Consider the following 19,957-nt stretch of genomic DNA (forward strand, 5'->3'; position numbering starts at 1 on the left):
CATGACACACGCGGTGGCCGAGCTCACTACCCCGAGCGCGGGTGCCCGTCCGCCGGCTCTTCGGCGATCTTGGCGACGCGCTTCTGACCGGCCTAGGCTGGAGCTGAATTCATGCGGAGGAGCACATATGCGAATCGTCCATTTCGGACACGCCTGTGTCCTGCTGGAGACGGACAACGCGCGGATCCTGCTCGATCCCGGCGCGTTCTCGGAGGGGTTCGAGGGCGAGCGCGAGCTGGACGCGGTCCTGATCACCCACCAGCACTTCGACCACATCGACAGCGAGAAGCTGCCCAAGCTGCTCGAGGCCAACCCGGGCGCGAAGCTGGTCGTCGACCCCGGTTCGGCGGAGACCGTGCAGAAACTCGGCCTGGAGTACGAGGTCGTCCACCCCGGTGACGCGTTCCAGGCGGGTGGCGCGGCGGTCAACGTCGTCGGCGGGCAGCACGCCGTGATCCACTCCGACATCCCGGTCATCCCGAACGTCGGCTACGTCGTCGACCATGGCGCGTTCTACCACCCCGGCGACTCGTTCTTCGTCCCCGAGCAGCGGGTCGACGTGCTCGGCCTGCCCACCGGCGCGCCGTGGCTCAAGGCCGGGGAGGCGGTCGACTACCTGCGGGCCGTCGCGCCGCGGGTCGCCGTGCCGATCCACGAGGCGGTGCTCGCGAACCCGGCCATGCACTACGGCCTGTTCACCAACCTGGCGCCGGAGGGCACCGAGGTGCGGGTGCCGACGCGCGGCGAGGACGTCAAGCTCCCGTAGGTGGTGCCGAAGGCCCGGTTCTCCAGCGCCACGTCGACCGCGTCGAGGAAGGCGTGCCGGAGACCGGGCCGGGCCAGGTCGGTCGCGTCGATCCCGAGGCGCACGAGACCACCACGTCGTGCGGCCCGCGCCGAGGCGAGCACCAGCGCGAACGCCCGCACGGTCTCGGTGCGGTGGTGGTGCGCGGCGAAGGACTGCACCCGCGCGCGGTGGACGGTGCGGGTGCGCAGGTCGTGCACCGCGGCGAGGTCGGCGCACAGCGCGAAGTGCTCCGCGGCCGCGGCCAGCGTGCCCGGCGAGGCGAGCCACCGCGGCGGCGCGAACCCGTCCGCGGTGAGTTCGAGCTTCTCCAGGGCGGCCTTGGCGGCGATCATCCGCAGCCGCGCCTCGTGCGCGGGCAGGCCGGCGAACTCGGCCTTGCGGTGCAGGCTCACCGCGCGGTGGCTGGGCGGGACGCGGTGGTCGTAGCCGTGCAGCAGGAGGCCGTCGCCCCGGCGGGTGCGCTCCCGCACCCAGGTGGTGACGGCCGGCGACCCTTCGGTGCGCGGCGCGAAGAGGAGGGACAGGGGGACGTTTCGGCGGTCCAGCTCGGCCGCGAGTTCGGCGCAGCGGTGCAGCGTCCGGGGACCGATGCCGGACAGCGAGACCAGCAGACGGGCGTCCATGTCACCCACCGCACCAGATCGTCATGACCAGCCCCTTACCCGCGGGTGACGGCAACCATGACGGGAACTGACAGGGTTCACCAGCACGGTGGACGCATGAGCAACGAACTGAGTGGGAAGGTCGCGCTGGTCGCGGGCGGCACGCGCGGGGCGAGCCGGGCGATCGCGGTCGAGCTGGGGCGCCGGGGCGCGTTCGTGTACGTCACCGGGCGGACCTCCGGGGCGCACCGGTCCGAGGTGAACCGGCCGGAGACGATCGAGGGCACGCTGGAGCGGATCACCGAGGCGGGCGGCACGGGCGCGGCGATCCGGGTCGACCACCTCGACCCGGACCAGGTGCGGGCGCTGGCCGAGCGGGTGGACCGCGAGCAGGGACGGCTGGACATCCTGGTCGACGGCATCTGGGGCGGCGACGAGTACATCGGCTGGGGCAAGACGGTGTGGGAGCTGCCGCTGGACCACGCGCTGCGGTCGGTCCGGCTGGGCATCGACGCGCACATCATCACCAGCCACTTCCTGCTGCCGCTGGTGATCCGCGAGCGCGGCGGGCTGGTGGTGGAGATGACCGACGGGACCGAGGAGTACAACTCGCGGTACCGGGCGGGCACGTCGATCGGGTTCTACGTGGCGAAGGCGGCGTCGCACAGCATCGTCAAGGCCGAGGCGCACGACCTGGCCCCGCACGGCGTGACGGCGGTGGCGATGACGCCGGGTTGGCTGCGGTCGGAGGCGATGCTGGACCACTTCGGCGTGACCGAGGAGACCTGGCGGGACGCGCTGGTGAAGGAGCCGCACTTCGGCATCTCGGAGTCGCCGGTGTTCGTCGGCCGGGCGGTGGCGTCGCTGGCGGCGGACCCCGAGCGGCACCGGTTCCACGGGCAGACGTTGAACAGCGGGCAGTTGGCGAAGATCTACGGGTTCGACGACGTGGACGGCAGCCGGCCGGACGCCTGGCGGTACGTCGTGGAGGTCCAGGACGCGGGCAAGCCGGCGAACCCGGGCGCTTACCGGTGAGGGTCGGTTGCTGGTGATGGCCGGTTACTGGTGACGGTGGGCCATCCGCCGTGCGGCGTCGGCGAACGCGGCCCGCACGGCGGGTGGTTCGAGGACCTCGACATCGGGGCCGAGGCCGAGCAGCATGCTCGCCGCGATGTCCGGTTCTTCCAGGTCGACGGTGACCTCGACCCAGCCCTCGTCGTCCGGCGGACCGGCCGCGTCGAGGGCGGCGAGGGCCAGGTCGGGGTCGACGACCTGCGGTAGGCGTTTGGTGCCCCAGCGGGACAGGCGCAACCGGACGGGGTGTCGGTGCAGGGAGCGCTCGAACTGGGTGGAGGAGCGTTGCCACCAGCGGGCGAGGTCGAAGTCCGCGGGCCGCTCGAAGCGCTCGTCGGTGAGGTCGACGGCGGTGATCCGGCTGACCCGGTAGGTGCGGGTGGCGTCGTCGATCCGGGCGACGAGGTACCAGACACCGGCCTTGAGGACGAGGCCGAGCGGTTCGAGGAGGCGTTCGACGGGGTGGTCGCCGCGCCGGTAGGTGACGGCGGCGCGGCGCTGCTCCCACACGGCCTGCGCGATGGCCGCGAGGTGCTCGGCGTCTTCTTCGGACTTGAACCAGGCGGGCGCGTCGAGGTGGAAGCGTTGGGCGAGGTGCTGGGCCTGGTCGCGCAACGGGGCGGGGAGGGTGGCCTTGACCTTGGCGTGGGCGGCGGAGACGGCGGTGCCGAGCCCCAGCTCGGCCAGCGCGCGGGGCACCCCCATGGCGAAGATGGCGACGGCCTCGCGCGAGGTGAGCCCGTCCAGCCGGGTCCGCCACCCTTCGACCAGCCGGACACCGCCGTACCGCCCGGTCTCCGTCCACAGTGGAACACCGGCGGCCTGGAGCGCGGCGATGTCGCGGTGCATGGTCCGCTCCGAGACGCCGAGGGTCTTGGCCAGCTCGGGCACGGTCGCGCTACGCCTGCTCTGCAGGGTGAAGAGCAGGGCCACGAGACGTTCGGCGCGCATGGCTCCAGATGATGCCGCAGGTGCGGCGCGTTGGGTGGGGCCGCGCCGCGAGTGGGCGTCTCGTGGGCGTGCGAGGTGTCGCTTTCGTGTGGCGGTGAATGGACCGTTCATGCGGCCGCGCCACGGGTGGGGGTCTTGTGGGCGTGCGAGGTGTCGCTTTGGTGTGGCGGTGAATGGACCGTTCATGCCGCTGTGCCGCGGGTGGGCATCTCGTGACCGCGCGAGGTGTCACTGTCGCGTGGCGGTGAATGGACCGTTCATGCGGCCGCGCCACCAGCGGGCATCTCGTGAGCGCGCGAGGTGCCCTCTCGTGTTGCGATGAACGGACCGTTCACGCGGCCGCGCCACCAGCGGGCATCCCGTGAGCGCGCGAGGTGCACCTTCGTGCGGGGATGAATGGACCGTTCACGCTGCCGCACCGCCAGTGGGGCTCAGCGAGAGCCCCTCGCCCGCCTCAGAAACCCCCACCCAGCTCAGAGGATCCCAGCTCCGAGGACCCCAGCTCAGAGGATCGGCTGCGGCACGTACTTCGACGCCTCCGGGAACCGCGTCAGCACGTCCTCCACGCGCTCCACCACCGAAGCCACCTGAGCCGGCGCCACCCCGGTGAACGAGATCCGGTCCGCCAGCAGCCGGTCCAGCGCCTTCCGGTCCAGGGGCAGCCGGGAGTCCGACGCCAGCCGGTCCAGCAGGTCGTTGTCGGCGCCCTTCTCGCGCATCGCCAGCGCCACCCCGACCGCGTGCTCCTTGATCGCCTCGTGGGCGGTTTCCCGGCCCACCCCGCCGCGCACCGACGCCATCAGCACCTTCGTCGTCGCCAGGAAAGGCAAGTACCGCTCCAGCTCGCGCGCCACCACCGCCGGGAACGCGCCGAACTCGTCGAGCACCGTGAGGAACGTCTCCAGCAGCCCGTCCAGCGCGAAGAACGCGTCCGGCAGCGCGACCCGCCGCACCACCGAATCCGACACGTCCCCCTCGTTCCACTGGTCGCCCGCCAGCTCGCCGATCATCGACAGGTAGCCACGCAGCACCACGGCCAGCCCGTTGACCCGCTCGCACGACCGCGTGTTCATCTTGTGCGGCATCGCCGACGAGCCGACCTGCCCGGGCTTGAACCCCTCGGTCACCAGCTCGTGCCCGGCCATCAACCGGATCGTCTTCGCCAGGCTCGACGGCGCCGCCGCCACCTGGACCAGCGCCGACAGCACGTCGAAGTCCAGCGACCGCGGGTACACCTGCCCGACGCTGGTGAACGTCCGCGAGAACCCGAGGTGCGCGGCGATCCGCTGCTCCAGCTCGGCCAGCGTCTCCGCGGACCCCAGCAGGTCCAGCATGTCCTGCGCCGTCCCCACCGGGCCCTTGATCCCCCGCAGCGGGTACCGCCCGATCAGGTCGTCCAGCCGGTCGAACGCCACCAGCAGCTCGTCGGCCGCCGTCGCGAAGCGCTTGCCCAGCGTCGTCGCCTGGGCGGCCACGTTGTGTGACCGGCCGGCCATCACCAGCTCCGTGTGCTCGGCGGCCAGCGCGGCCAGCCGGGCCAGCACCGCGGCCACCCGCGAGCGCAACAGCTCCAGCGACCGCCGGACCTGCAGCTGCTCGACGTTCTCGGTCAGGTCCCGCGACGTCATGCCCTTGTGCACGTGCTCGTGCCCGGCCAGCGCGTTGAACTCCTCGATGCGCGCCTTCACGTCGTGCCGGGTGACCCGCTCCCGCTCGGCGATGCTGTCCAGGTCGACCTGGTCCAGCACCCGCTGGTAGTCCTCGACGACGCCGTCCGGCACCTCGACACCGAGGTCCCGCTGCGCGCGCAGCACCGCGATCCACAGCTCGCGCTCGAGCTTCACCTTGTTCTCCGGCGACCACAGCGAGACCAGCTCGGGAGAGGCGTAGCGACCGGCGAGGACGTTCGGGATCCGCGGTTTCGTCACGACCCAAGCTTAGATAGCGCCCGCGCCAGCCTCGCCCGCGCCACCGCCCGCGGATCCGGATCCACCTCGATCAAGGCGTTGACCACGGCACCGTCGACGAGCGCGATCAGCTCCTCCAGCCGGTCCCGCTCGATCACCACCCCGGACCGGGCGAAGATCTCGGTCAGCAGTTCCCGCAGCTCCGCGCCGAGCGCCCGCATCAACGGCCGCAGGTACGGCCGCCGCCCGGTCGCCACCAGCCGCTCGTACCGCAGCAGCACCGCCTCGTACCCCGGGTCCTCGCCGAGCAGCTGGTCCAGCACCAGCTCGACGACGCTGTCGATGCCGCGCGGCGCGGTCGGCAGCTCGTCCAGCTGCGCGTGCCCCTTCGCCAGCTCGGCGCGGCCGTGGTGCTCGGCGGCGGCGCTGATGAGGTCGTCGAGCGAGTCGAAGTAGTACGTCGTGGACGCCAGCGGCAACCCCGCCCGCTCGGCGACCGCGCGGTGCCGGATCGCGTCGAAGCCGCCCTCGACCAGCAGCTCGGCCGCGGCCTCGATGAGGGCCGCCCGCCTGCGCTCACCCTTCGGCGTGCTCGCTCCGGACGTCATGGCCGCCCATCTAACCAGCTAGAACCTCTGCGCGAGCGCGGTGGCGATCTTCGGGACGTCCTCGGCCAGCGGTGCGGCGCTGCCCGGGTCCGGCACGCTCAGCACGATTACCGTCCCGCCGCCCGCGGTCAGACGCTGGTCGACGACCGCGCCGTCGGCGAGCTTCGCGAGCTGGACGTTGACCCCCGGCGGCAGCACGGTCGCCGACACCGAACCGGTGCGGCCGTTCTCCGCCACGCCGTAACTGGCCGTCCGCGAGCCCGGCGTGCACACGTCTCCGGCGCGCGGCCCGGTGATCCCGGTGGCCGGGAGCTCGCCAGCGAGGGCGGTGGCGAGCTCCCGGTCCACCTTGTCGCACCCGGAGGTGCTGTCGGCCCGCGGGCCGTTCTCCCCGGCGCCCTCTCCTCCCTGCATGGCGGAGGGACCGGAAAGCTGTGGCACAGCGGACGGGAGACGCCCCGGGGCGTTCGCCGGTTGCTCCTGCCCCTGGACTTGAGTCGATTGGGTGGTCCGGGACTGGACGAATCCGGCGATTCCGGCGCCGAACAGGGCGAACACCACGCAGAGTGACGCCACTGCGAGCGTCGTGCGCCGCCGCGCGGTGACCCGCGCCGAGGCCGCCCGCACGTCCCGCACGTCGAAGCCCGCCGGAGGCGGCTCACCGGGCGCGGACCGGAACAACTCCGTCAGCTCGTGCTCATCCACCGGCTTCCACCTCCTCGCCCAGCGCGTCGCGCAGGTTCGCCAGCCCCCGCGCGGTCTGGCTCTTCACGTTTCCCTCGCTGCAGCCGAGGACCTTCGCCACCCCGGCCACGTCCAGCCCCTCGAAGTACCGCAGGACCAGCACGGCCCGCTGCTTCGGCGGCACCGCGCGCAACCCGGCCAGCAGGTCCGCGCGCGTGGCGACCTGCTCGTCCAGCCGCGATCCGGCGGGCTCGGGCTCGGGCAGCTCCGCCACGTGCCGCTCCCTCCGCCAGGGCCGTCTCGACTCGTCGATCGACGCCCGGACCAGCGTCCGCCGCACGTAGGCGTCGGTCGCGGCGCGGTCCCGGATGCGGTTCCACTTCCGGTGCAGCGCCACGAACGCCGTCTGCGCGAGGTCGTCCGCGCGGTGCCAGTCGCCGCAGAGCAGGTACGCGGTCCGGCGCACGGAGTCGCGCTTGGCCGCGAAGTACTCCGCGAAGTCCTGCTCGTCGCGTTCGTCCACGCGTTTAGGCTCTCCGCTCCTCGGTCTCGGCGTAAAGACGGAAGTGCCCACCCGGCGGGTTGCACCTTCTTGAAGATCATCTGAACGGTGTGATGTGATCTGACTGTGACCTCAGCAGCCACCCAGTTGATCGACTTCCGTTCGGACACCGTCACCCGTCCGGATGAGCAGATGCGCAGAGCGATGGCGTCCGCTGAGGTCGGCGACAACGTGATCGACGTCGACCCCACCGTCCGCGAACTGGAGGAGCGCGCCGCCGCGGTCCTCGGCATGCCGGCCGCGCTGTGGACGCCCAGCGGCACGATGGCCAACCTCATCGCCCTGTCCATCCACCTCCAGCGGGGCGACCGGTTCCTCGCGCCGAACAACGCGCACGTCCTGAACAACGAGCTGGGCTCGGCCGCCTGGCTCGCCGGCGGCATGCCCGAGGCGCTGCCGCACGACGGCGGCCCCGGGCGGCCCAAGCCGGAGACGGTCGCGGCGGCCATCGGGTCCCGCAGCGGCCCGTACTACGCGCTGCGCACCACGCTGCTGTGCCTGGAGAACACCCACAACGCGGCCGGTGGCGCGGTCATCCCGCCGCACGAGCACGCGCAGCTGCTGTCCACCGCGCGACAGGCCGGGCTGCAGGTCCACCTCGACGGCGCCCGCGTCTGGCACGCCGCGGTCGCGCTCGGCCTGCCGCCCGCCGCGCTGACCGTCGGCGTGGACAGCGTGTCCGCGTGCTTCAGCAAGGGCCTCGGCGCGCCGGCCGGGTCGGTCGTCGCGGGCAGCCGCGAGTTCGTCGAGCGGGCGCGCCGGATGCGGCAGATGCTCGGTGGCGGCATGCGGCAGATCGGCGTGCTCGCCGCGGCCTGCCTGGTCGCGCTGGACCGGGTCCCGGACCTCGCCGCGGAGCACGACAAGGCCCGCCGGCTGGCCGACGGGCTGCGTGAGCTGGGCTGGCAGGCCGACACCCCGGAGACCAACATCGTGCTCGCGCCGGTCACCGACATCGCCGTGACGCTGGAGTCGCTGCAGGCGCAGGGCGTGCTCGCGCTGCCGATGGCCGGCAAGGTGCGGTTCGTGCTGCACCGGGACGTCTCGGCCGCCGACGTGGACGAGGCGCTGCGCCGCATCAAGGCCGGTGGTCACCCGTGACCGGCTGGGTGGTGTTCGACTACGGCGAGGTGATCTGCGGCCGGACGACCGCGCTGCCGGAGCTGGCCGCCACGCTGGGCGTGCCGCTGGCGGAGTTCGAGCCGCAGTACTGGCGGCTGCGGGACGCCTACGACCGGGGCAGTTCGGATCTTGAGTACTGGGGCGGGGTCGGTGAGGCGCTCGGCGTGCCGGTCGACGAGTCCACATCGGACCGGCTCACCGAGATCGACATCCGCGGCTGGTCGGACGTGCGGGAATCGTCGCTGGAGCTGCTGGCCGGGCTGAGTGAAGCCGGGGTGCCGCTGGCGCTGCTGTCCAACGCGCCGTCATCGTTCGCCCGGTTCGCCGAGCGGCAGGACTGGATGCGGCACTTCCGGGTCCGGGTGTTCTCCGGTGACGTGGGCGTGGCCAAGCCGGACGCGGAGATCTTCGAACTGCTCGTCGCCCGCCTCGGCGTGCCGGCGGGCGACTGCGTCTTCTTCGACGACCGCCAGTCCAATGTGGATGGCGCGCGGGCGGCCGGCCTGCGCGCGCACGTCTGGGACGGCGCCGAGGCGGCGCGGGCGCTGCTCTAGGGCCGGATCTGCTTGCGCTCCTTGTTGTTCTTGATCGCGTTGTAGGCGGCGGCACCCAGGAAGCCGACGCCACCGATCACGGCGATCCACAGGACGGCCTTGAACACGAACCCGATCACCGAGCCGATCACCATGAACGCGAGCCAGGCGACGATCAGCGCGCCGACGATCTTCCAGAACATGGCATTCCCCTCCGGTTGTGCCACGCGGGCTCGTTCGGCCCGCTACGAGCAGCCTCGCACGGGTTCGTGCCGGGATGCCCGTGTTCTGGTCAACGTTCAGGGAAAACTGGGGGTTCCCCCGGAGAGCCACCGGCCCAGCCGCGCGACGCCCTCGGTGACGTCGGACTCGGATCCGGCGAAGGAGAACCGGACGAACTTGCCGCCGTCGACCGGATCGAAGTCGATGCCCGGGGTGATCGCGACGCCGGTGTCGGCGAGCAGCCGCTGGCACCAGCTGAGGCTGTCCGTGGTGTGCTCGGAGACGTCGACGTAGGCGTAGAAGGCGCCGTCGACCGGGGCGACGCGGGTCAGCCCGATGCCCGCCAGGCCGTCCAGCAGCAGGTCGCGGTTGCGGCGGTAGTGCGCGACGTGCCCGTCCAGCTCGGCGTAGGAGTCCGGCTCGAACGCGGCGACGGCGGCGTGCTGCGCGAGCGCCGGGGCGCAGATGTTGAGGTTGCCGGTGAGCACGTCGATCGCGCGGTGCAGGCGCTTCGGGGCGAGCATCCAGCCCAGGCGCCAGCCGGTCATGGCGAAGTACTTGGAGAACGAGCCCAGCACGATCGATTCGGTGGTGGACTGCCACGCGCAGCCGAGTTCGGTGCCGTAGGAGATGCCGTGGTAGATCTCGTCGCTGATCAGCTGCACCCCGCGGGCCGAACACCAGCCCGCGATGGCGGCGAGCTCGCCCGGCGGCAGCGCGGTGCCGGCCGGGTTGGTCGGGCTCGCCACGATCAGCCCGTCGATCGGACCGAGCTCGTCGAGCAGGTCGACGGTCGGCTGGAAGCGGGTGCGCTCGTCGGTGGCGAACTCGACGACCTCGCAACCGAGGGCGGACAGCAGGTTGCGGTAGGCCGGATAGCCGGGCCGGGCCATCGCGACGCGGGCGCCCGCGTCGAAGGCGGAGAGGAACGACAGCATGAAGCCGCCGGAGGACCCGGTCGTGACGATGACGTCCTCCGGGCTGACCGTCATGCCGTAGCGGCGGTCGTAGTGCCCGGCGATGGCTTCACGCAGCTCGGGGATGCCGAGCTGGACGGTGTAGCCGAGGTTCTGTTCGTTGAGCGCCCGGGCGGCCGCCTCGAGCACCGGCTTCGGCGCGCCCGCGCTCGGCTGCCCCGCGGCGAGGCTGACGACGTCACCGTGGGTGCGCTGCCGTGCGGCCGCCGCGGAGAGAACCTCCATGACGTGAAAGGGCGCGACGTCCGCCCGCTTGGCCGGACCGGGGAATGAGGCTGAGGCGACCATGGGGCCAGCCTAGGTCGGGCCCAGGAGTGGGGGGTGGGGGTGGGGCGGCCTGCCGGGGCGGAGACCCGCACCCCCCTCACCAACCGGCGCCCGGCAACCGCGGGGACCGGGACCAACCCGGGCCGCACCCAGCCATGAACCGCAAGCCGGCAACGGCAGTGGAGCGAGCCGGCCAGGGCCACACCCCCTCACCAACCGCCGGCCGGCAACGCAAAAAGACCGACTACCCCAACCAGACCTCCCCCGCCCCCGATCCACAGCCTGCTTTTGGTCGCCGATCAGGCGTGTCAAGGTACTCTTTCCCGCCTTGACACGCCTGCTCGGCGACTGAAACACAATCAGGCATCGGGGGCGGGGGTGGTCGTAAGGTGACCTTTCGGCGCCGTAGGCGCTCTTTGGAACCCGCCCGTAGGGCGGGCTCTTCGCCTGCCGAAGGCAGCGCGGCTTTAAAGATCAAAAGATGTCCTCGCCGGACGGGCAGGCTCCGGGATGACGGGGACCCGTTGTCGGCTCACCTCGGGTGGGTGGGAGCTGGGTGGTCATCCCGTCGCCTGCGGTTTGTGCATATCACCTTGAGCCAGGGCCGCAAGGTTGGCATGTCAACTCACCACCCAGCGAGGGTTGCGGCCCTGGCTCAAGGTGATCGTCACGTGTCAGGCGACGGGATGACCACCCAGCTCCGCTTGTGTGCAAAGCCCCGGCTTCGCCTAATAGCCCTGGTAGCCGCCGCCCGAGGCCATGGACTTGAGGCCGGGGTGGCCGGCGAAACCGCCGTACCGGTCGAACGTGTACCGCACCCCGGCGATGATGTTGTCCACCGGGTTGTAGATGTCGTCGTGCCCGGGGAGCTTGTGCGCGTTGAACGTCGAGTCGATGCACTGCATCAGGCCCTTCGACGGGTGTCCCGCCTTGGCGTTGCTGTCCCACAGGTTGATGGCGTTGGGGTTGCCGCCCGACTCCTTCTCGATGATCGTCCAGATCTTGTCGATGTCGGCCTCGGTGACCGGGATGCCCGCCGCCTGCAGGATGCGGATCGCCTCTTCGATCCACTGCCGCACGTTGCCCGGCGGCTGGCTGCTCGGCGGGCCGCCGCTCGGGCCGAGGCCACCGCCGCCACCACCGCCCCCGCCGCCGCCGCCCGAGCCGCCGCCGGACCGCAGCCCGCCGGTGCTCTTCATCGTCTTCGGCTTGCCGCCCAGCGGGGGCACCGACGCGTACCCGCCCTCGACGTCCTTCTTCACCAGGGCCATCACCCGGTTGATCTGCTCGTTCGCCCCGTTGAGCAAGCCCTGGATCTGGTCCCGCGCGCCCGCCGCGATACCACTGGTCTTCTGCGCGTTCGCGGACATGATCTCGGCCGACGTCGGCGAGGGCATCGTGGCGCCCTCCTTGCCCTCGCGCACCTCGCGTTCCATCGCCTCGGCCGCGTTCGCGTTGGTCACCGCGTCGCTGTTGGCCTTCTCGATGTCGCTCTGCGCCTGCTGCTTGATCGTCTCGATGCGGCCCTTGACGTCGGCCAGCGACGTCTGCAGGTTCGACAGCTCCCGCGCGACCTCGTCCAGGTGGTCGTTGACCTTCTTGCCCGCGTCGCCGATCTGCTTGACGTAGGCGAAGAACGCGTCGGCCGCCGGCCCGGTCCAGGTGCCGCCGCCCAGGGCCGCCGTCGCGTTGCGCAGCGCCGCCGAATGGTCCGCCGAGTCCTTCGACGCCTGCGTGAACTGGTCCGCGACGGCCTGGATCCCCGCCGGGTTCAGCTTCTCGACTTGCTGCGCGCGGGTCTGCACGTCGTTCCATTCGGGCGGCATGCCCGGTGCGGCCACCATGTCAGACCTGCAGGCTTCCGTCCTTGACGGTGACGCTGTCCCGCGCCGCGTCGTCGGTCTCGCGCAGCGCCCGCGCCGCGTCGCGCAGGGCGCTGCCGGTCGACGTCATCAGCTCGGCGGCCGCGTCGAACTGCTTGTGCACGCCGTCGCGGAACGTCCCCAGCGCGTTCACCATGCCGTCCGACGGGTGCTCGCCCGGCTCCAGCTCGTCCGGGTGCTTGATGGCGCCGAACGGGTTGTCCCCGGTCACGCCCGTGACCTTGTCCTTGGCTTTCTTGAAGTGCTCGTGGATGGCCTCGACCTGCCCGGCCACATACTCCAACGAGTCCGGATCGCTTTCAGGCACGTCGCTCACTGTAGGACGAACGTCGCGGCACGTACGCGGTTTCCGCCAAGTTCCACCATCGGGTGGTTCACACCTCGTCGAGCAGCTCCGCGACCCGGCTGATGAGCAGCTGGTTGTCGGCCGGCGCGACCGTCGCCCAGTCCTGCCCGCCCATCTGCAGCAGGTACCGGCCCGCGTCGGTGTCGTAGAACGCGACCACCCGGCCCGCGCGCCGCCCCTGCCGCTCGACGCCGAACTGCCCGCGCGTGGTCATCCCGACCAGCATGCCGGCCAGTTCCTGCGCCTCCCACAGCTCGACGCCACGGTCCTCCAACGCGGTGACCAGCGATTTCGGGTCGCCCTTCGCGTCCGCGTCGGCGGCGCGCAGTGCGCTGTGGGGCAGGCTCACCGAGTGCCCGACCCCGGCCGGCTGCTCACCGGCCACCGACACCGCCGACTCGGCCAGCGCGTTCGGCCGCGCCGGGATGAGCCACACCTCGCCCGAGTCCACCACCGCCAGCAGCGCCTGGTTGCCGTTGCTGGCCGCGAGGCCGCGGATCTCCCGGTCGGTCCACACCCACACGTCGATCGAGACCTGCGGGTTCGCCAGCAGGGTCGCCATGTCGACGATCTCGCCGACGGCGCGCTGCCCGCGGGCGAGCCCCCGGTCGGCGAGCATGTCCCAGGCGCGGTCCTCCAGCCGCCGCCGCTCGGTGTGGGTGGGCCCGGTGCTGGGCACCCGCAGGGCCGGGTGCGCGCGCGGCAGGCGCAGGCTCTGCCACAGGACGTCGAACTCGAGCGTCGTCAGGACGAGGCTCATCGGTCGCCGATCGTGTCCGGTGAGACGTCCCGCCGGTCGGTGAACAGGTCGTTGTCGTCGACGCCGAAGCGCCGGACGTCCTCCTCGCCGTCGCGCGGTGCGGCGGGTTCGAGGATCGAGCGGGTGGCCGCCGGGCCGGGGGTGTGGCCGCCGCGCCGGGCCAGGCGGGCTTCCTCCTCCTCGGGCAGGTCGGCCGCGGGGATCTGGTGGACGCGGTGACCGGCGGTGTTCCGCCCGACGCGGCTCTGCCGTTCACCCTCACCGGCGAGCGCGCCGCCCGCCCCGGCCGCACCGAGCGCCGGGGCGGCCTCGGAGAGGCCACTGAGCCCCGAGGGGGCGCGCACGGCAGCGAACCCGGGCCCGACGGCGGTGGGGGTCGTGGCGGAGGGCGGCATGGCACCGGCGGAGCGCCCCTTGGCGAGGGCTTCGTCGGCGGGGGTGGCTGTGCTTCCGGCTCCGGCGCCTGGTCCGCCTCCCGCGCCTGGGCCGCTTCCGGCGCCTGCGCCGCTTCCGGCGGCTGGCCCGCCTCCCGCGCCCGCGCCACTTCCGGCGCCTGCGCTGCTTCCCGCGGCTGGCCCGCCTCCCGCGCCACTCCCGATCGCGGCGCCCGGCCCGCTTCCGATGCCTGCGCCGAGGCTGCCGCCGCCGGCACCACCGCCGGGCGTACCGGCCGCGAAGCGGCCCCCAGCGCCGTGGCCCTGCCCGGTGTAGCCGGGCGCACCGGGGCGGGAGGCGCCGGACTCCCCGCTGAAGCTGGCGCGGCCGCTGCCCGCGGCACCGGCGCCGTGCTGTCCGGAGGAGCCGGACGCCCGGCGGTCGCGGTCGCCCGCGAACCCGGCCGCGCGCCCACCGGCCACGCCGGAAGCGGAAGCCCCTGCTGCGCCGGGCCGCCCGGCGGCTCCACCCGCACTGGCCGCGCCGGCGCCGGCCGTGCCGGGGCGTCCGGTCGTCCCGCTGCCCGTGCCGGGCCGGGCGGTGCCCGTCGGGCCGGTCGCCCCGGCAACCGAAGTCGCGCCCCCCGCGGCACCCGCGGCCGGAGCCGCCCCCGCGGCGGGGAGGCCCATCGCCGGGGTGTCCAGCCCGGCCGGCGTCATGTCCTTCGTCCCCTGGGCTTGTGTCGCCGTGGTGTCCGGCAGCGCCGCCGGACCACCGATCCCCGAAACCACCCCGGTCCCTGGCGCCGACAGCAGCGAAACCGGCGCCGGAGCATCCACAGTGGACGTCGAGCCCAGGTAGTGCCCGGTGTCGTGGGCGTAGGCGTTCAGCGCGTCCACCGCCTGGGCCTTGGCCTCCTCGGCGGTGCGCACGTCGGCGGCGTGGTCGGTCTCGAACCCGAACAGGCTGAACACCGTGTCCCCGAAGGTGTAGCCGCCCGCCTTGCGCAGGTCCTCCGGCGCGGGCAGCTTGTTCCGCGTCCGGGTGAACGCCTCGGCCTGCTCGAACAGCATCTGCGCGGCGTGCTCGACCTTCGCCGTCGCCTCACCGGAGAACCCGGCCTCGCGCGCGACCACGGCCGACGCCTGCCCGCCCGCGCGGCTCTGCCACTCCACACCGAGCGCCTTCAGCTGGGTCCGCAGCGCATCCTCGGTGTCGGCGAGCGCGCCGGCGATCGACTTCAGCGCCTCCACCGCCCCGGTGATGCCGGACGGCCCCGCGCCGTCGCGGAACTTCTCCACGACCTGCGCCAGCTGCTCCGGCTGGTAGCCGTCGAACCGCTGGTCGCGCAGCTTCGCGACGAGCGTCGGGATGTCGTACTTGCTGCTGTCGAACGTGGCCACGCCAGACCTCACTTCAGCGCTTCGGGCGGTTGGACAGCGCGGCGACCTTCTCCTCCTCGCCGGCCTGGTACGCCTGCGCGGCCTGCCGCAGCTGCGCGGCCAGGTCGCGCAGGTTGCGGACGTAGGCCTGCACCCGCGCCGCGTAGGAGTCGTCGCCGCGGGCCACCAGCCGGTTCCACGCGTCGGCCGCCGTGGTGCTGATGACGTCCTGGGCAGGCGCGCTGATGTCGAGGTCGGCCAGCTTCTGCCGGATGCGCTCGTCGAGGACGTCCGCCTGCTCGCTGATCACCTGCGCGACCAGCAGCATCTTGTCCGGGTCCACCCGCAGGTCGTGGGGCACCGACGGCACGCCGAGCGTGGGCGCGAGGCCCTGGCCGGCGCCACGCAGGTCGTCCTCTGCCATAACGCTCTCTCCCGGGTACGGACGGTAACCGACCAGTTCCGGTAGGAAGGCTACCAACCCCGGTGTCAGCTCGGGCTGGAATTCGCCGAAGCGCCCGGCACCGTGATCTCGCCGCGAGCGGCCTTGAGCCCGATGTCGGTGCGGTGGTGCGAGCCGGACAGGTGCACCTTCGCGACCCGCTCGTAGGCCTGGGCGCGGGCCGCGTCGAGGTCCTCGCCGACGCCGACCACGGACAGCACGCGGCCACCGTGCGACACCACGGCGCCGTCGTCGCGGCGGCGGGTGCCGGCGTGCAGCACGCCCTCCGCCTCCGCGCCGGTGATCACGTCACCCGCGCGCGGCACGCCCGGGTAGCCGTCGGCGGCGATCACGACGGTCACCGCGGAGCCCGGGTGCCACTCCAGCGGCGGCTGCTCGGCGAGGGTGCCGGTCGCGGTCGCGTGCAGCAGCCGGGCCAGCGGGGTGGCCAGCAGCGCGAGCACGACCTGCGTCTCCGGGTCGCCGAAGCGGCAGTTGAACTCGATGACCTGCGGGCCGTCGGAGGTGATCGCGAGGCCGGCGTAGAGCAGGCCGGAGAACTCGGCGCCGCGGGCGGCCATCTCGTCGACCACCGGCTGGACGATGTCGCGCACGATGTCGTCGACCAGGCCCGCGGGCGCCCACGGCAGCGGCGCGTAGGCGCCCATGCCGCCGGTGTTCGGCCCGGTGTCGCCGTCGCCGACGCGCTTGAAGTCCTGCGCGGGCAGCAGCGGCACCACGGTCCGGCCGTCGACCAGGCAGAACAGTGACACCTCAGGCCCGTCGAGGAACGACTCCAGCAGCACCGGGTGGCCGCCGTCGAGCAGCTTCATCGCGTGCGCGCGGGCCGCGTCGCGGTCCGCGGTGACGACGACGCCCTTGCCCGCGGCCAGGCCGTCGTCCTTGACCACCCAGGTCGGGCCGAAACGGGAGAGCGCCTCGTCGAGCTTGGCCGGGTTGTCCACGATCTCGCTGCGCGCGGTGGGCACCTTCGCGGCGGCCATCACGTCCTTGGCGAACGCCTTCGAGCCCTCGATGCGGGCCGCGGCGGCGGACGGGCCGAAGACCGGGATGCCGGCCTTGCGCACGGCGTCGGCCGCGCCGGCGACCAGCGGCACCTCGGGCCCGATCACCACGAGGTCGGCCTGCCAGCTCTTGGCCAGCTCGGCGACCGCCTCCGGGTCCGCCACGTCGACACCGTGCTGCTCGGCCAGTGCCGCGGTGCCGGCGTTGCCGGGCGCGCAGGCGAGCGCGGTGACGGCCGGGTCGTGGGACGCGGCGAGGAGCAGGGCATGTTCGCGGGCACCGGACCCGATCACGAGGACGCGCACAGGTCCTCAGCGTAGACGCTGACCTGCGGCACGCTCCGTTTACCCGCCCGCCAGCCACCCGACCACCCTCCGTCCGGTAGCCGTAGTGCTCGCCGGTGAGAGTGGGCCGGAGATCCCCATCGTCCCCCCAGGAGGTTCACGTGCGGAGAAGACTCGCCGCCCTGGCGCTGTCCGGCCTGTTCCTGGTCGGCGCCGCCGGCGCCACCAGCGCGAGCCAAGCCGCCCCCGCTGACGAGGAGCGTGCCGAACCAGTGGTCGTCGGACACCGAGGCGCGCCCGGCTACCGGCCGGAGCACACGCTGGCCTCCTACGAGCTGGCCTACCGCCAGGGCGCCGACTGGGTCGACGTCGACCTCGTGCCCACCAAGGACGGCCAGCTGGTCGCCCGGCACGAGAACGAGATCGGCGGCACCACCGACGTCGCCGCGCACCCCGAGTTCGCGAGCCGCAAAACCACCAAGGTCATCGACGGTGTCCCGCTCACCGGCTGGTTCACCGAGGACTTCACCCTCGCGGAGCTGAAGACGCTGCGCGCCACCGAGCGCATCCCGGACATCCGCCCGGACAACAAGATTTACAACGGCCGCTGGCAGATCGCGACCTACCAGGAGGTGCTGGACCTCACCAAGCGTCTCGGCCGCGAGCTGCACCGCACGCTGGGCACCTACCCGGAGATCAAGCACTCCACCTACTTCGCGTCGATCGGCAACCCGACCGAGCCGAAGCTGGTCGACCTGCTGGGCCGCAACGGGCTGAACAAGCGGAACGCGCCGGTGATCATCCAGTCGTTCGAGGTGGCCAACCTCAAGGCGCTGAGCAAGCAGGTGAAGGTGCCGCTGGTGCAGCTCACCTCGGCCACCGGCGCGCCGGCCGACTTCGTCGCGAGCGGGGACAAGCGCACCTACGCCGACCTGGCGACGCCGGCCGGGCTCAAGGAGATCTCCACCTACGCCGACTTCCTCGGCCCGGAGAAGGCGCAGATCATCCCGCGCACCGCGGCCGGCACGCTCGGCACGCCGACCACGCTGGTGAAGGACGCGCACGACGCCGGTCTGAAGGTCGTGCCCTACACCTTCCGCAACGAGAACAGCTTCCTGCCCACCAACCTGCGCTCGTCGGCCGATCCGTCGGACTGGGGGAACGCGTTCGCCGAGCTGGACGCGTTCCTCGCCACCGGCATCGACGGCCTGTTCGCCGATCAGCCGGACACCGCGCTCGTCGCCGTCCGGTCCTGAGTGGACGCGGGCACGGCCACGCGCCGTGCCCGCGTTTTCGCTGTGCGCTGAAGTGATCCCGGCCACGTGAAAAGTCTTCGCGTCATAGCCTGTCGCCCGGCTAGTCTTGATGGAGACTGAGGGGGATTTGCGTGCTTTCCATCGAGGTTTCCTCCTGCGGTCGATCCTGCCCACGAGCCTGATCACCTGGACGGACACCACTTCATGACCACAGCTTCGGAACCAAGACCCGCGGACGCCGGCAAACTCGACAGCGCGGTGCTCAAGGTCGCCGCCGTCGTCGTGCTCGGCAGCGTGATGGCGATCCTCGACACCACCGTCGTCAACGTCGCGCTCCAGGCGCTGACGCTGGAGTTCGAGACCTCCTTCGACACCATCCAGTGGATCGCGACCGGCTACATGCTGGCGCTGGCCACGGTCATCCCGGTCACCGGCTGGGCGTGCGACCGGTTCGGCACCAAGCGGCTGTACATGCTGGCGATCACGTTGTTCCTGGCCGGCTCGGCGCTGGCCGGCGCCGCGTGGGACATCGAGTCGCTGATCGTGTTCCGGGTCCTGCAGGGCCTGGGCGGCGGCATGCTGATGCCCGCCGGCATGACGATCCTGACCAAGACCGCGGGCCCGCACCGGGTCGGCCGCGTGATGGCCGTGCTCGGCGTGCCGATGCTGCTCGGCCCGATCGGCGGCCCGATCCTGGGCGGCTGGCTGGTCGACTCGGTGAGCTGGCGCTGGATCTTCTACATCAACGTGCCGATCGGCGTGGTCGCGATCCTGCTGGCGTGGAAGCTGCTGCCCAAGGACGAGCCTCGCCCGGCGGAGAAGTTCGACTTCGCCGGCATGCTGATGCTCTCGCCGGGCCTCGCGGCGCTGATCTACGGCGTGTCGAACATCCCGCACCACGGCGGGATCGGCGCGACCAACGTGTGGCTGCCGGGGATCATCGGGATCGTCCTGATCGTGGCGTTCATCATGCGTGCGCTGAAGGTCGCCAACCCGCTGGTCGACCTGACCCTGTTCCGCAACCGGACGTTCAGCATCGCGATGGTGACCATGACGTTGTTCATGATCGCCTTCCTCGGGTCGATGCTGATCCTGCCGACGTACTTCGTGCTGGTGCGCGGCGAAAGCGCGCTGCAGGCCGGTCTGCTGCTGGCACCGCAGGGCATCGGCGCGATGATCACCATGCCGATCGCGGGCAGGCTGGTCGACAAGATCGGCGCGGGCAAGGTCGTGCTGCCCGGGATCCTGCTGATCATCGCGAGCGTCGCGGTGTTCACCCAGGTCGGCGCGGACACGTCGTACCTGCTGCTGATGGGCGCGTTGTTCGTGATGGGCCTCGGGATGGGCATGAGCATGATGCCGATCAGCACCGCGGCGCTGCAGACGCTGACGCAGCGCACGGTGGCGCGCGCGTCGACGGCGATGAACATCGTGCAGCAGACCGCGGGCGCCGTCGGGTCGGCGATCGTGTCGATCATCCTGGCGAGCCTGCTCGCCGGGAAGTTCGGCGTGGCGACCAGCGAGGGCCAGCTCGCGGCGACGGCCGCGCTGATGAACCCGGCCACGCACGAAACCGCGGCGGTGGCGAGCGCGGACGCCTTCGCCTCGACGTTCACCTGGACGCTGGTGCTGGTGGCGCTGTGCCTGATCCCCGCGCTGTTCCTGCCGAAGAAGCCGGCGCTGCCGCCGGAGGAGGACGCGGCCGAGGGCGCCCCGCCCGCGGTGATGATGCACTGAGGTTTTTGTCGAGGAAGGGCCCGGGCTTGGTTGCCCGGGCCCTTGTTCGTGCGCGAGTCCCACGCTCCTGCGCGCGAGTTCGGCGCTCGGGCCCGCCAGGCGTCCGTCACTCACCGGGTGGAGCGCGGCTCGCTGGGTAAGGATCAGGT

Annotated in this window: 20 protein-coding genes; 6 read left to right on the forward strand and 14 right to left on the reverse strand. The window is 72.2% G+C overall.

The features are described 5' to 3' along the window. The first annotated feature begins 127 nt into the window (after positions 1–127). Positions 128–766: an MBL fold metallo-hydrolase gene (locus tag IE290_RS25935; protein WP_191247279.1), complete on the forward strand. Its 639-nt coding sequence runs from the start codon at positions 128–130 to the stop codon at positions 764–766. On the opposite strand, the gene IE290_RS25940 is transcribed toward IE290_RS25935, so the two are convergent. Beyond that, entirely contained in the window at positions 685–1,431 is a 747-nt protein-coding gene (locus IE290_RS25940; RefSeq protein WP_191247280.1) for a DUF2334 domain-containing protein, read from the reverse strand. The two genes, IE290_RS25935 and IE290_RS25940, sit on opposite strands and share 82 nt — an antisense overlap. A 96-nt stretch (positions 1,432–1,527) precedes the next feature. Between IE290_RS25940 and IE290_RS25945 the strand changes: the two genes are divergently transcribed. Beyond that, a complete protein-coding gene (locus tag IE290_RS25945; RefSeq protein WP_191247281.1) occupies positions 1,528–2,445 on the forward strand; it encodes an SDR family oxidoreductase in 918 nt (305 codons plus the stop codon). Between the two features lie 24 nt (positions 2,446–2,469). Here the strand turns inward: IE290_RS25945 and IE290_RS25950 are convergent, their stop codons facing one another. From IE290_RS25950 to IE290_RS25970, 5 genes are all read right to left on the reverse strand, one after another. After that, the gene (locus IE290_RS25950; protein WP_191247282.1) at positions 2,470–3,435 is read right to left on the reverse strand and encodes a helix-turn-helix transcriptional regulator; all 966 of its coding nucleotides are present in this window, start codon (positions 3,433–3,435) and stop codon (positions 2,470–2,472) included. A gap of 503 nt (positions 3,436–3,938) precedes the next feature. Next, positions 3,939–5,363: an adenylosuccinate lyase gene (gene purB / locus IE290_RS25955; RefSeq protein ID WP_191247283.1), complete on the reverse strand. Its 1,425-nt coding sequence runs from the start codon at positions 5,361–5,363 to the stop codon at positions 3,939–3,941. Next, entirely contained in the window at positions 5,360–5,950 is a 591-nt protein-coding gene (locus IE290_RS25960) for a TetR/AcrR family transcriptional regulator (protein WP_191247284.1), read from the reverse strand. The genes purB and IE290_RS25960 overlap by 4 nt, the downstream gene beginning before the upstream one ends. 18 nt (positions 5,951–5,968) lie before the next feature. Next, a complete protein-coding gene (locus tag IE290_RS25965) occupies positions 5,969–6,655 on the reverse strand; it encodes a hypothetical protein (RefSeq protein ID WP_191247285.1) in 687 nt (228 codons plus the stop codon). Next, entirely contained in the window at positions 6,648–7,157 is a 510-nt protein-coding gene (locus IE290_RS25970) for a SigE family RNA polymerase sigma factor (RefSeq protein WP_191247286.1), read from the reverse strand. Before IE290_RS25970 ends, IE290_RS25965 begins: the two co-directional genes overlap by 8 nt. Before the next feature lie 99 nt (positions 7,158–7,256). Between IE290_RS25970 and IE290_RS25975 the strand changes: the two genes are divergently transcribed. Together IE290_RS25975 and IE290_RS25980 are read left to right on the forward strand one after the other, a co-directional pair. Beyond that, the gene (locus IE290_RS25975; protein WP_191247444.1) at positions 7,257–8,297 is read left to right on the forward strand and encodes a threonine aldolase family protein; all 1,041 of its coding nucleotides are present in this window, start codon (positions 7,257–7,259) and stop codon (positions 8,295–8,297) included. Next, a complete protein-coding gene (locus tag IE290_RS25980) occupies positions 8,294–8,872 on the forward strand; it encodes an HAD family hydrolase (protein ID WP_191247287.1) in 579 nt (192 codons plus the stop codon). The genes IE290_RS25975 and IE290_RS25980 overlap by 4 nt, the downstream gene beginning before the upstream one ends. Here the strand turns inward: IE290_RS25980 and IE290_RS25985 are convergent. From IE290_RS25985 to purD, 8 genes are all read right to left on the reverse strand, one after another. Then, positions 8,869–9,054, reverse strand: coding sequence for a hypothetical protein (locus tag IE290_RS25985; RefSeq protein WP_191247445.1), 186 nt, complete (start codon positions 9,052–9,054; stop codon positions 8,869–8,871). The two genes, IE290_RS25980 and IE290_RS25985, sit on opposite strands and share 4 nt — an antisense overlap. Before the next feature lie 96 nt (positions 9,055–9,150). After that, positions 9,151–10,338 carry a pyridoxal phosphate-dependent aminotransferase gene (locus IE290_RS25990; RefSeq protein WP_191247288.1) on the reverse strand — a complete coding sequence of 396 codons (1,188 nt, stop codon included), beginning with the start codon at positions 10,336–10,338 and terminating at the stop codon, positions 9,151–9,153. Positions 10,339–11,045: 707 nt separating this feature from the next. Further along, positions 11,046–12,143, reverse strand: coding sequence for a transglycosylase SLT domain-containing protein (locus IE290_RS25995; protein ID WP_229874705.1), 1,098 nt, complete (start codon positions 12,141–12,143; stop codon positions 11,046–11,048). Positions 12,144–12,162: 19 nt separating this feature from the next. Beyond that, a complete protein-coding gene (locus IE290_RS26000) occupies positions 12,163–12,507 on the reverse strand; it encodes a hypothetical protein (RefSeq protein WP_229874706.1) in 345 nt (114 codons plus the stop codon). A gap of 67 nt (positions 12,508–12,574) precedes the next feature. Continuing rightward, complete coding sequence (locus IE290_RS26005) at positions 12,575–13,306, reverse strand: ESX secretion-associated protein EspG (protein ID WP_191247291.1); 732 nt, start codon at positions 13,304–13,306, stop codon at positions 12,575–12,577. After that, a complete protein-coding gene (locus tag IE290_RS26010) occupies positions 13,303–15,084 on the reverse strand; it encodes a PPE domain-containing protein (protein ID WP_191247292.1) in 1,782 nt (593 codons plus the stop codon). The genes IE290_RS26005 and IE290_RS26010 overlap by 4 nt, the downstream gene beginning before the upstream one ends. Positions 15,085–15,097: 13 nt before the next feature. Next, the gene (locus IE290_RS26015; RefSeq protein WP_191247293.1) at positions 15,098–15,487 is read right to left on the reverse strand and encodes a PE domain-containing protein; all 390 of its coding nucleotides are present in this window, start codon (positions 15,485–15,487) and stop codon (positions 15,098–15,100) included. 65 nt (positions 15,488–15,552) lie between these two features. Then, positions 15,553–16,836 (reverse strand): phosphoribosylamine--glycine ligase, encoded by a 1,284-nt coding sequence (gene purD, locus IE290_RS26020; RefSeq protein ID WP_191247294.1) that lies wholly within the window; start codon positions 16,834–16,836, stop codon positions 15,553–15,555. A gap of 140 nt (positions 16,837–16,976) precedes the next feature. Between purD and IE290_RS26025 the strand changes: the two genes are divergently transcribed. Both IE290_RS26025 and IE290_RS26030 read left to right on the forward strand, forming a co-directional pair. Continuing rightward, entirely contained in the window at positions 16,977–18,071 is a 1,095-nt protein-coding gene (locus tag IE290_RS26025) for a glycerophosphodiester phosphodiesterase (RefSeq protein WP_229874707.1), read from the forward strand. 204 nt (positions 18,072–18,275) lie between these two features. Next, the gene (locus IE290_RS26030) at positions 18,276–19,808 is read left to right on the forward strand and encodes a DHA2 family efflux MFS transporter permease subunit (protein WP_191247295.1); all 1,533 of its coding nucleotides are present in this window, start codon (positions 18,276–18,278) and stop codon (positions 19,806–19,808) included. Positions 19,809–19,957 lie beyond the last annotated feature (149 nt).

This window comes from Amycolatopsis deserti (genome assembly GCF_014653945.1).
Lineage (GTDB): Bacteria > Actinomycetota > Actinomycetes > Mycobacteriales > Pseudonocardiaceae > Amycolatopsis_E > Amycolatopsis_E deserti.

What these genes read in the sequence shown, in the direction of transcription:
- IE290_RS25990 (WP_191247288.1), bottom strand. Translation starts at nt 10,338, where the DNA reads ATGGTCGCCTCAGCCTCATTCCCCGGTCCGGCCAAGCGGGCGGACGTC.
- IE290_RS25960 (WP_191247284.1), bottom strand. Translation starts at nt 5,950, where the DNA reads ATGACGTCCGGAGCGAGCACGCCGAAGGGTGAGCGCAGGCGGGCGGCC.
- IE290_RS26005 (WP_191247291.1), bottom strand. Translation starts at nt 13,306, where the DNA reads ATGAGCCTCGTCCTGACGACGCTCGAGTTCGACGTCCTGTGGCAGAGC.
- IE290_RS25950 (WP_191247282.1), bottom strand. Translation starts at nt 3,435, where the DNA reads ATGCGCGCCGAACGTCTCGTGGCCCTGCTCTTCACCCTGCAGAGCAGG.
- IE290_RS26015 (WP_191247293.1), bottom strand. Translation starts at nt 15,487, where the DNA reads ATGGCAGAGGACGACCTGCGTGGCGCCGGCCAGGGCCTCGCGCCCACG.
- IE290_RS26030 (WP_191247295.1), top strand. Translation starts at nt 18,276, where the DNA reads ATGACCACAGCTTCGGAACCAAGACCCGCGGACGCCGGCAAACTCGAC.
- IE290_RS25940 (WP_191247280.1), bottom strand. Translation starts at nt 1,431, where the DNA reads ATGGACGCCCGTCTGCTGGTCTCGCTGTCCGGCATCGGTCCCCGGACG.
- IE290_RS25985 (WP_191247445.1), bottom strand. Translation starts at nt 9,054, where the DNA reads ATGTTCTGGAAGATCGTCGGCGCGCTGATCGTCGCCTGGCTCGCGTTC.
- IE290_RS25935 (WP_191247279.1), top strand. Translation starts at nt 128, where the DNA reads ATGCGAATCGTCCATTTCGGACACGCCTGTGTCCTGCTGGAGACGGAC.
- IE290_RS25945 (WP_191247281.1), top strand. Translation starts at nt 1,528, where the DNA reads ATGAGCAACGAACTGAGTGGGAAGGTCGCGCTGGTCGCGGGCGGCACG.
- IE290_RS25995 (WP_229874705.1), bottom strand. Translation starts at nt 12,143, where the DNA reads ATGCCGCCCGAATGGAACGACGTGCAGACCCGCGCGCAGCAAGTCGAG.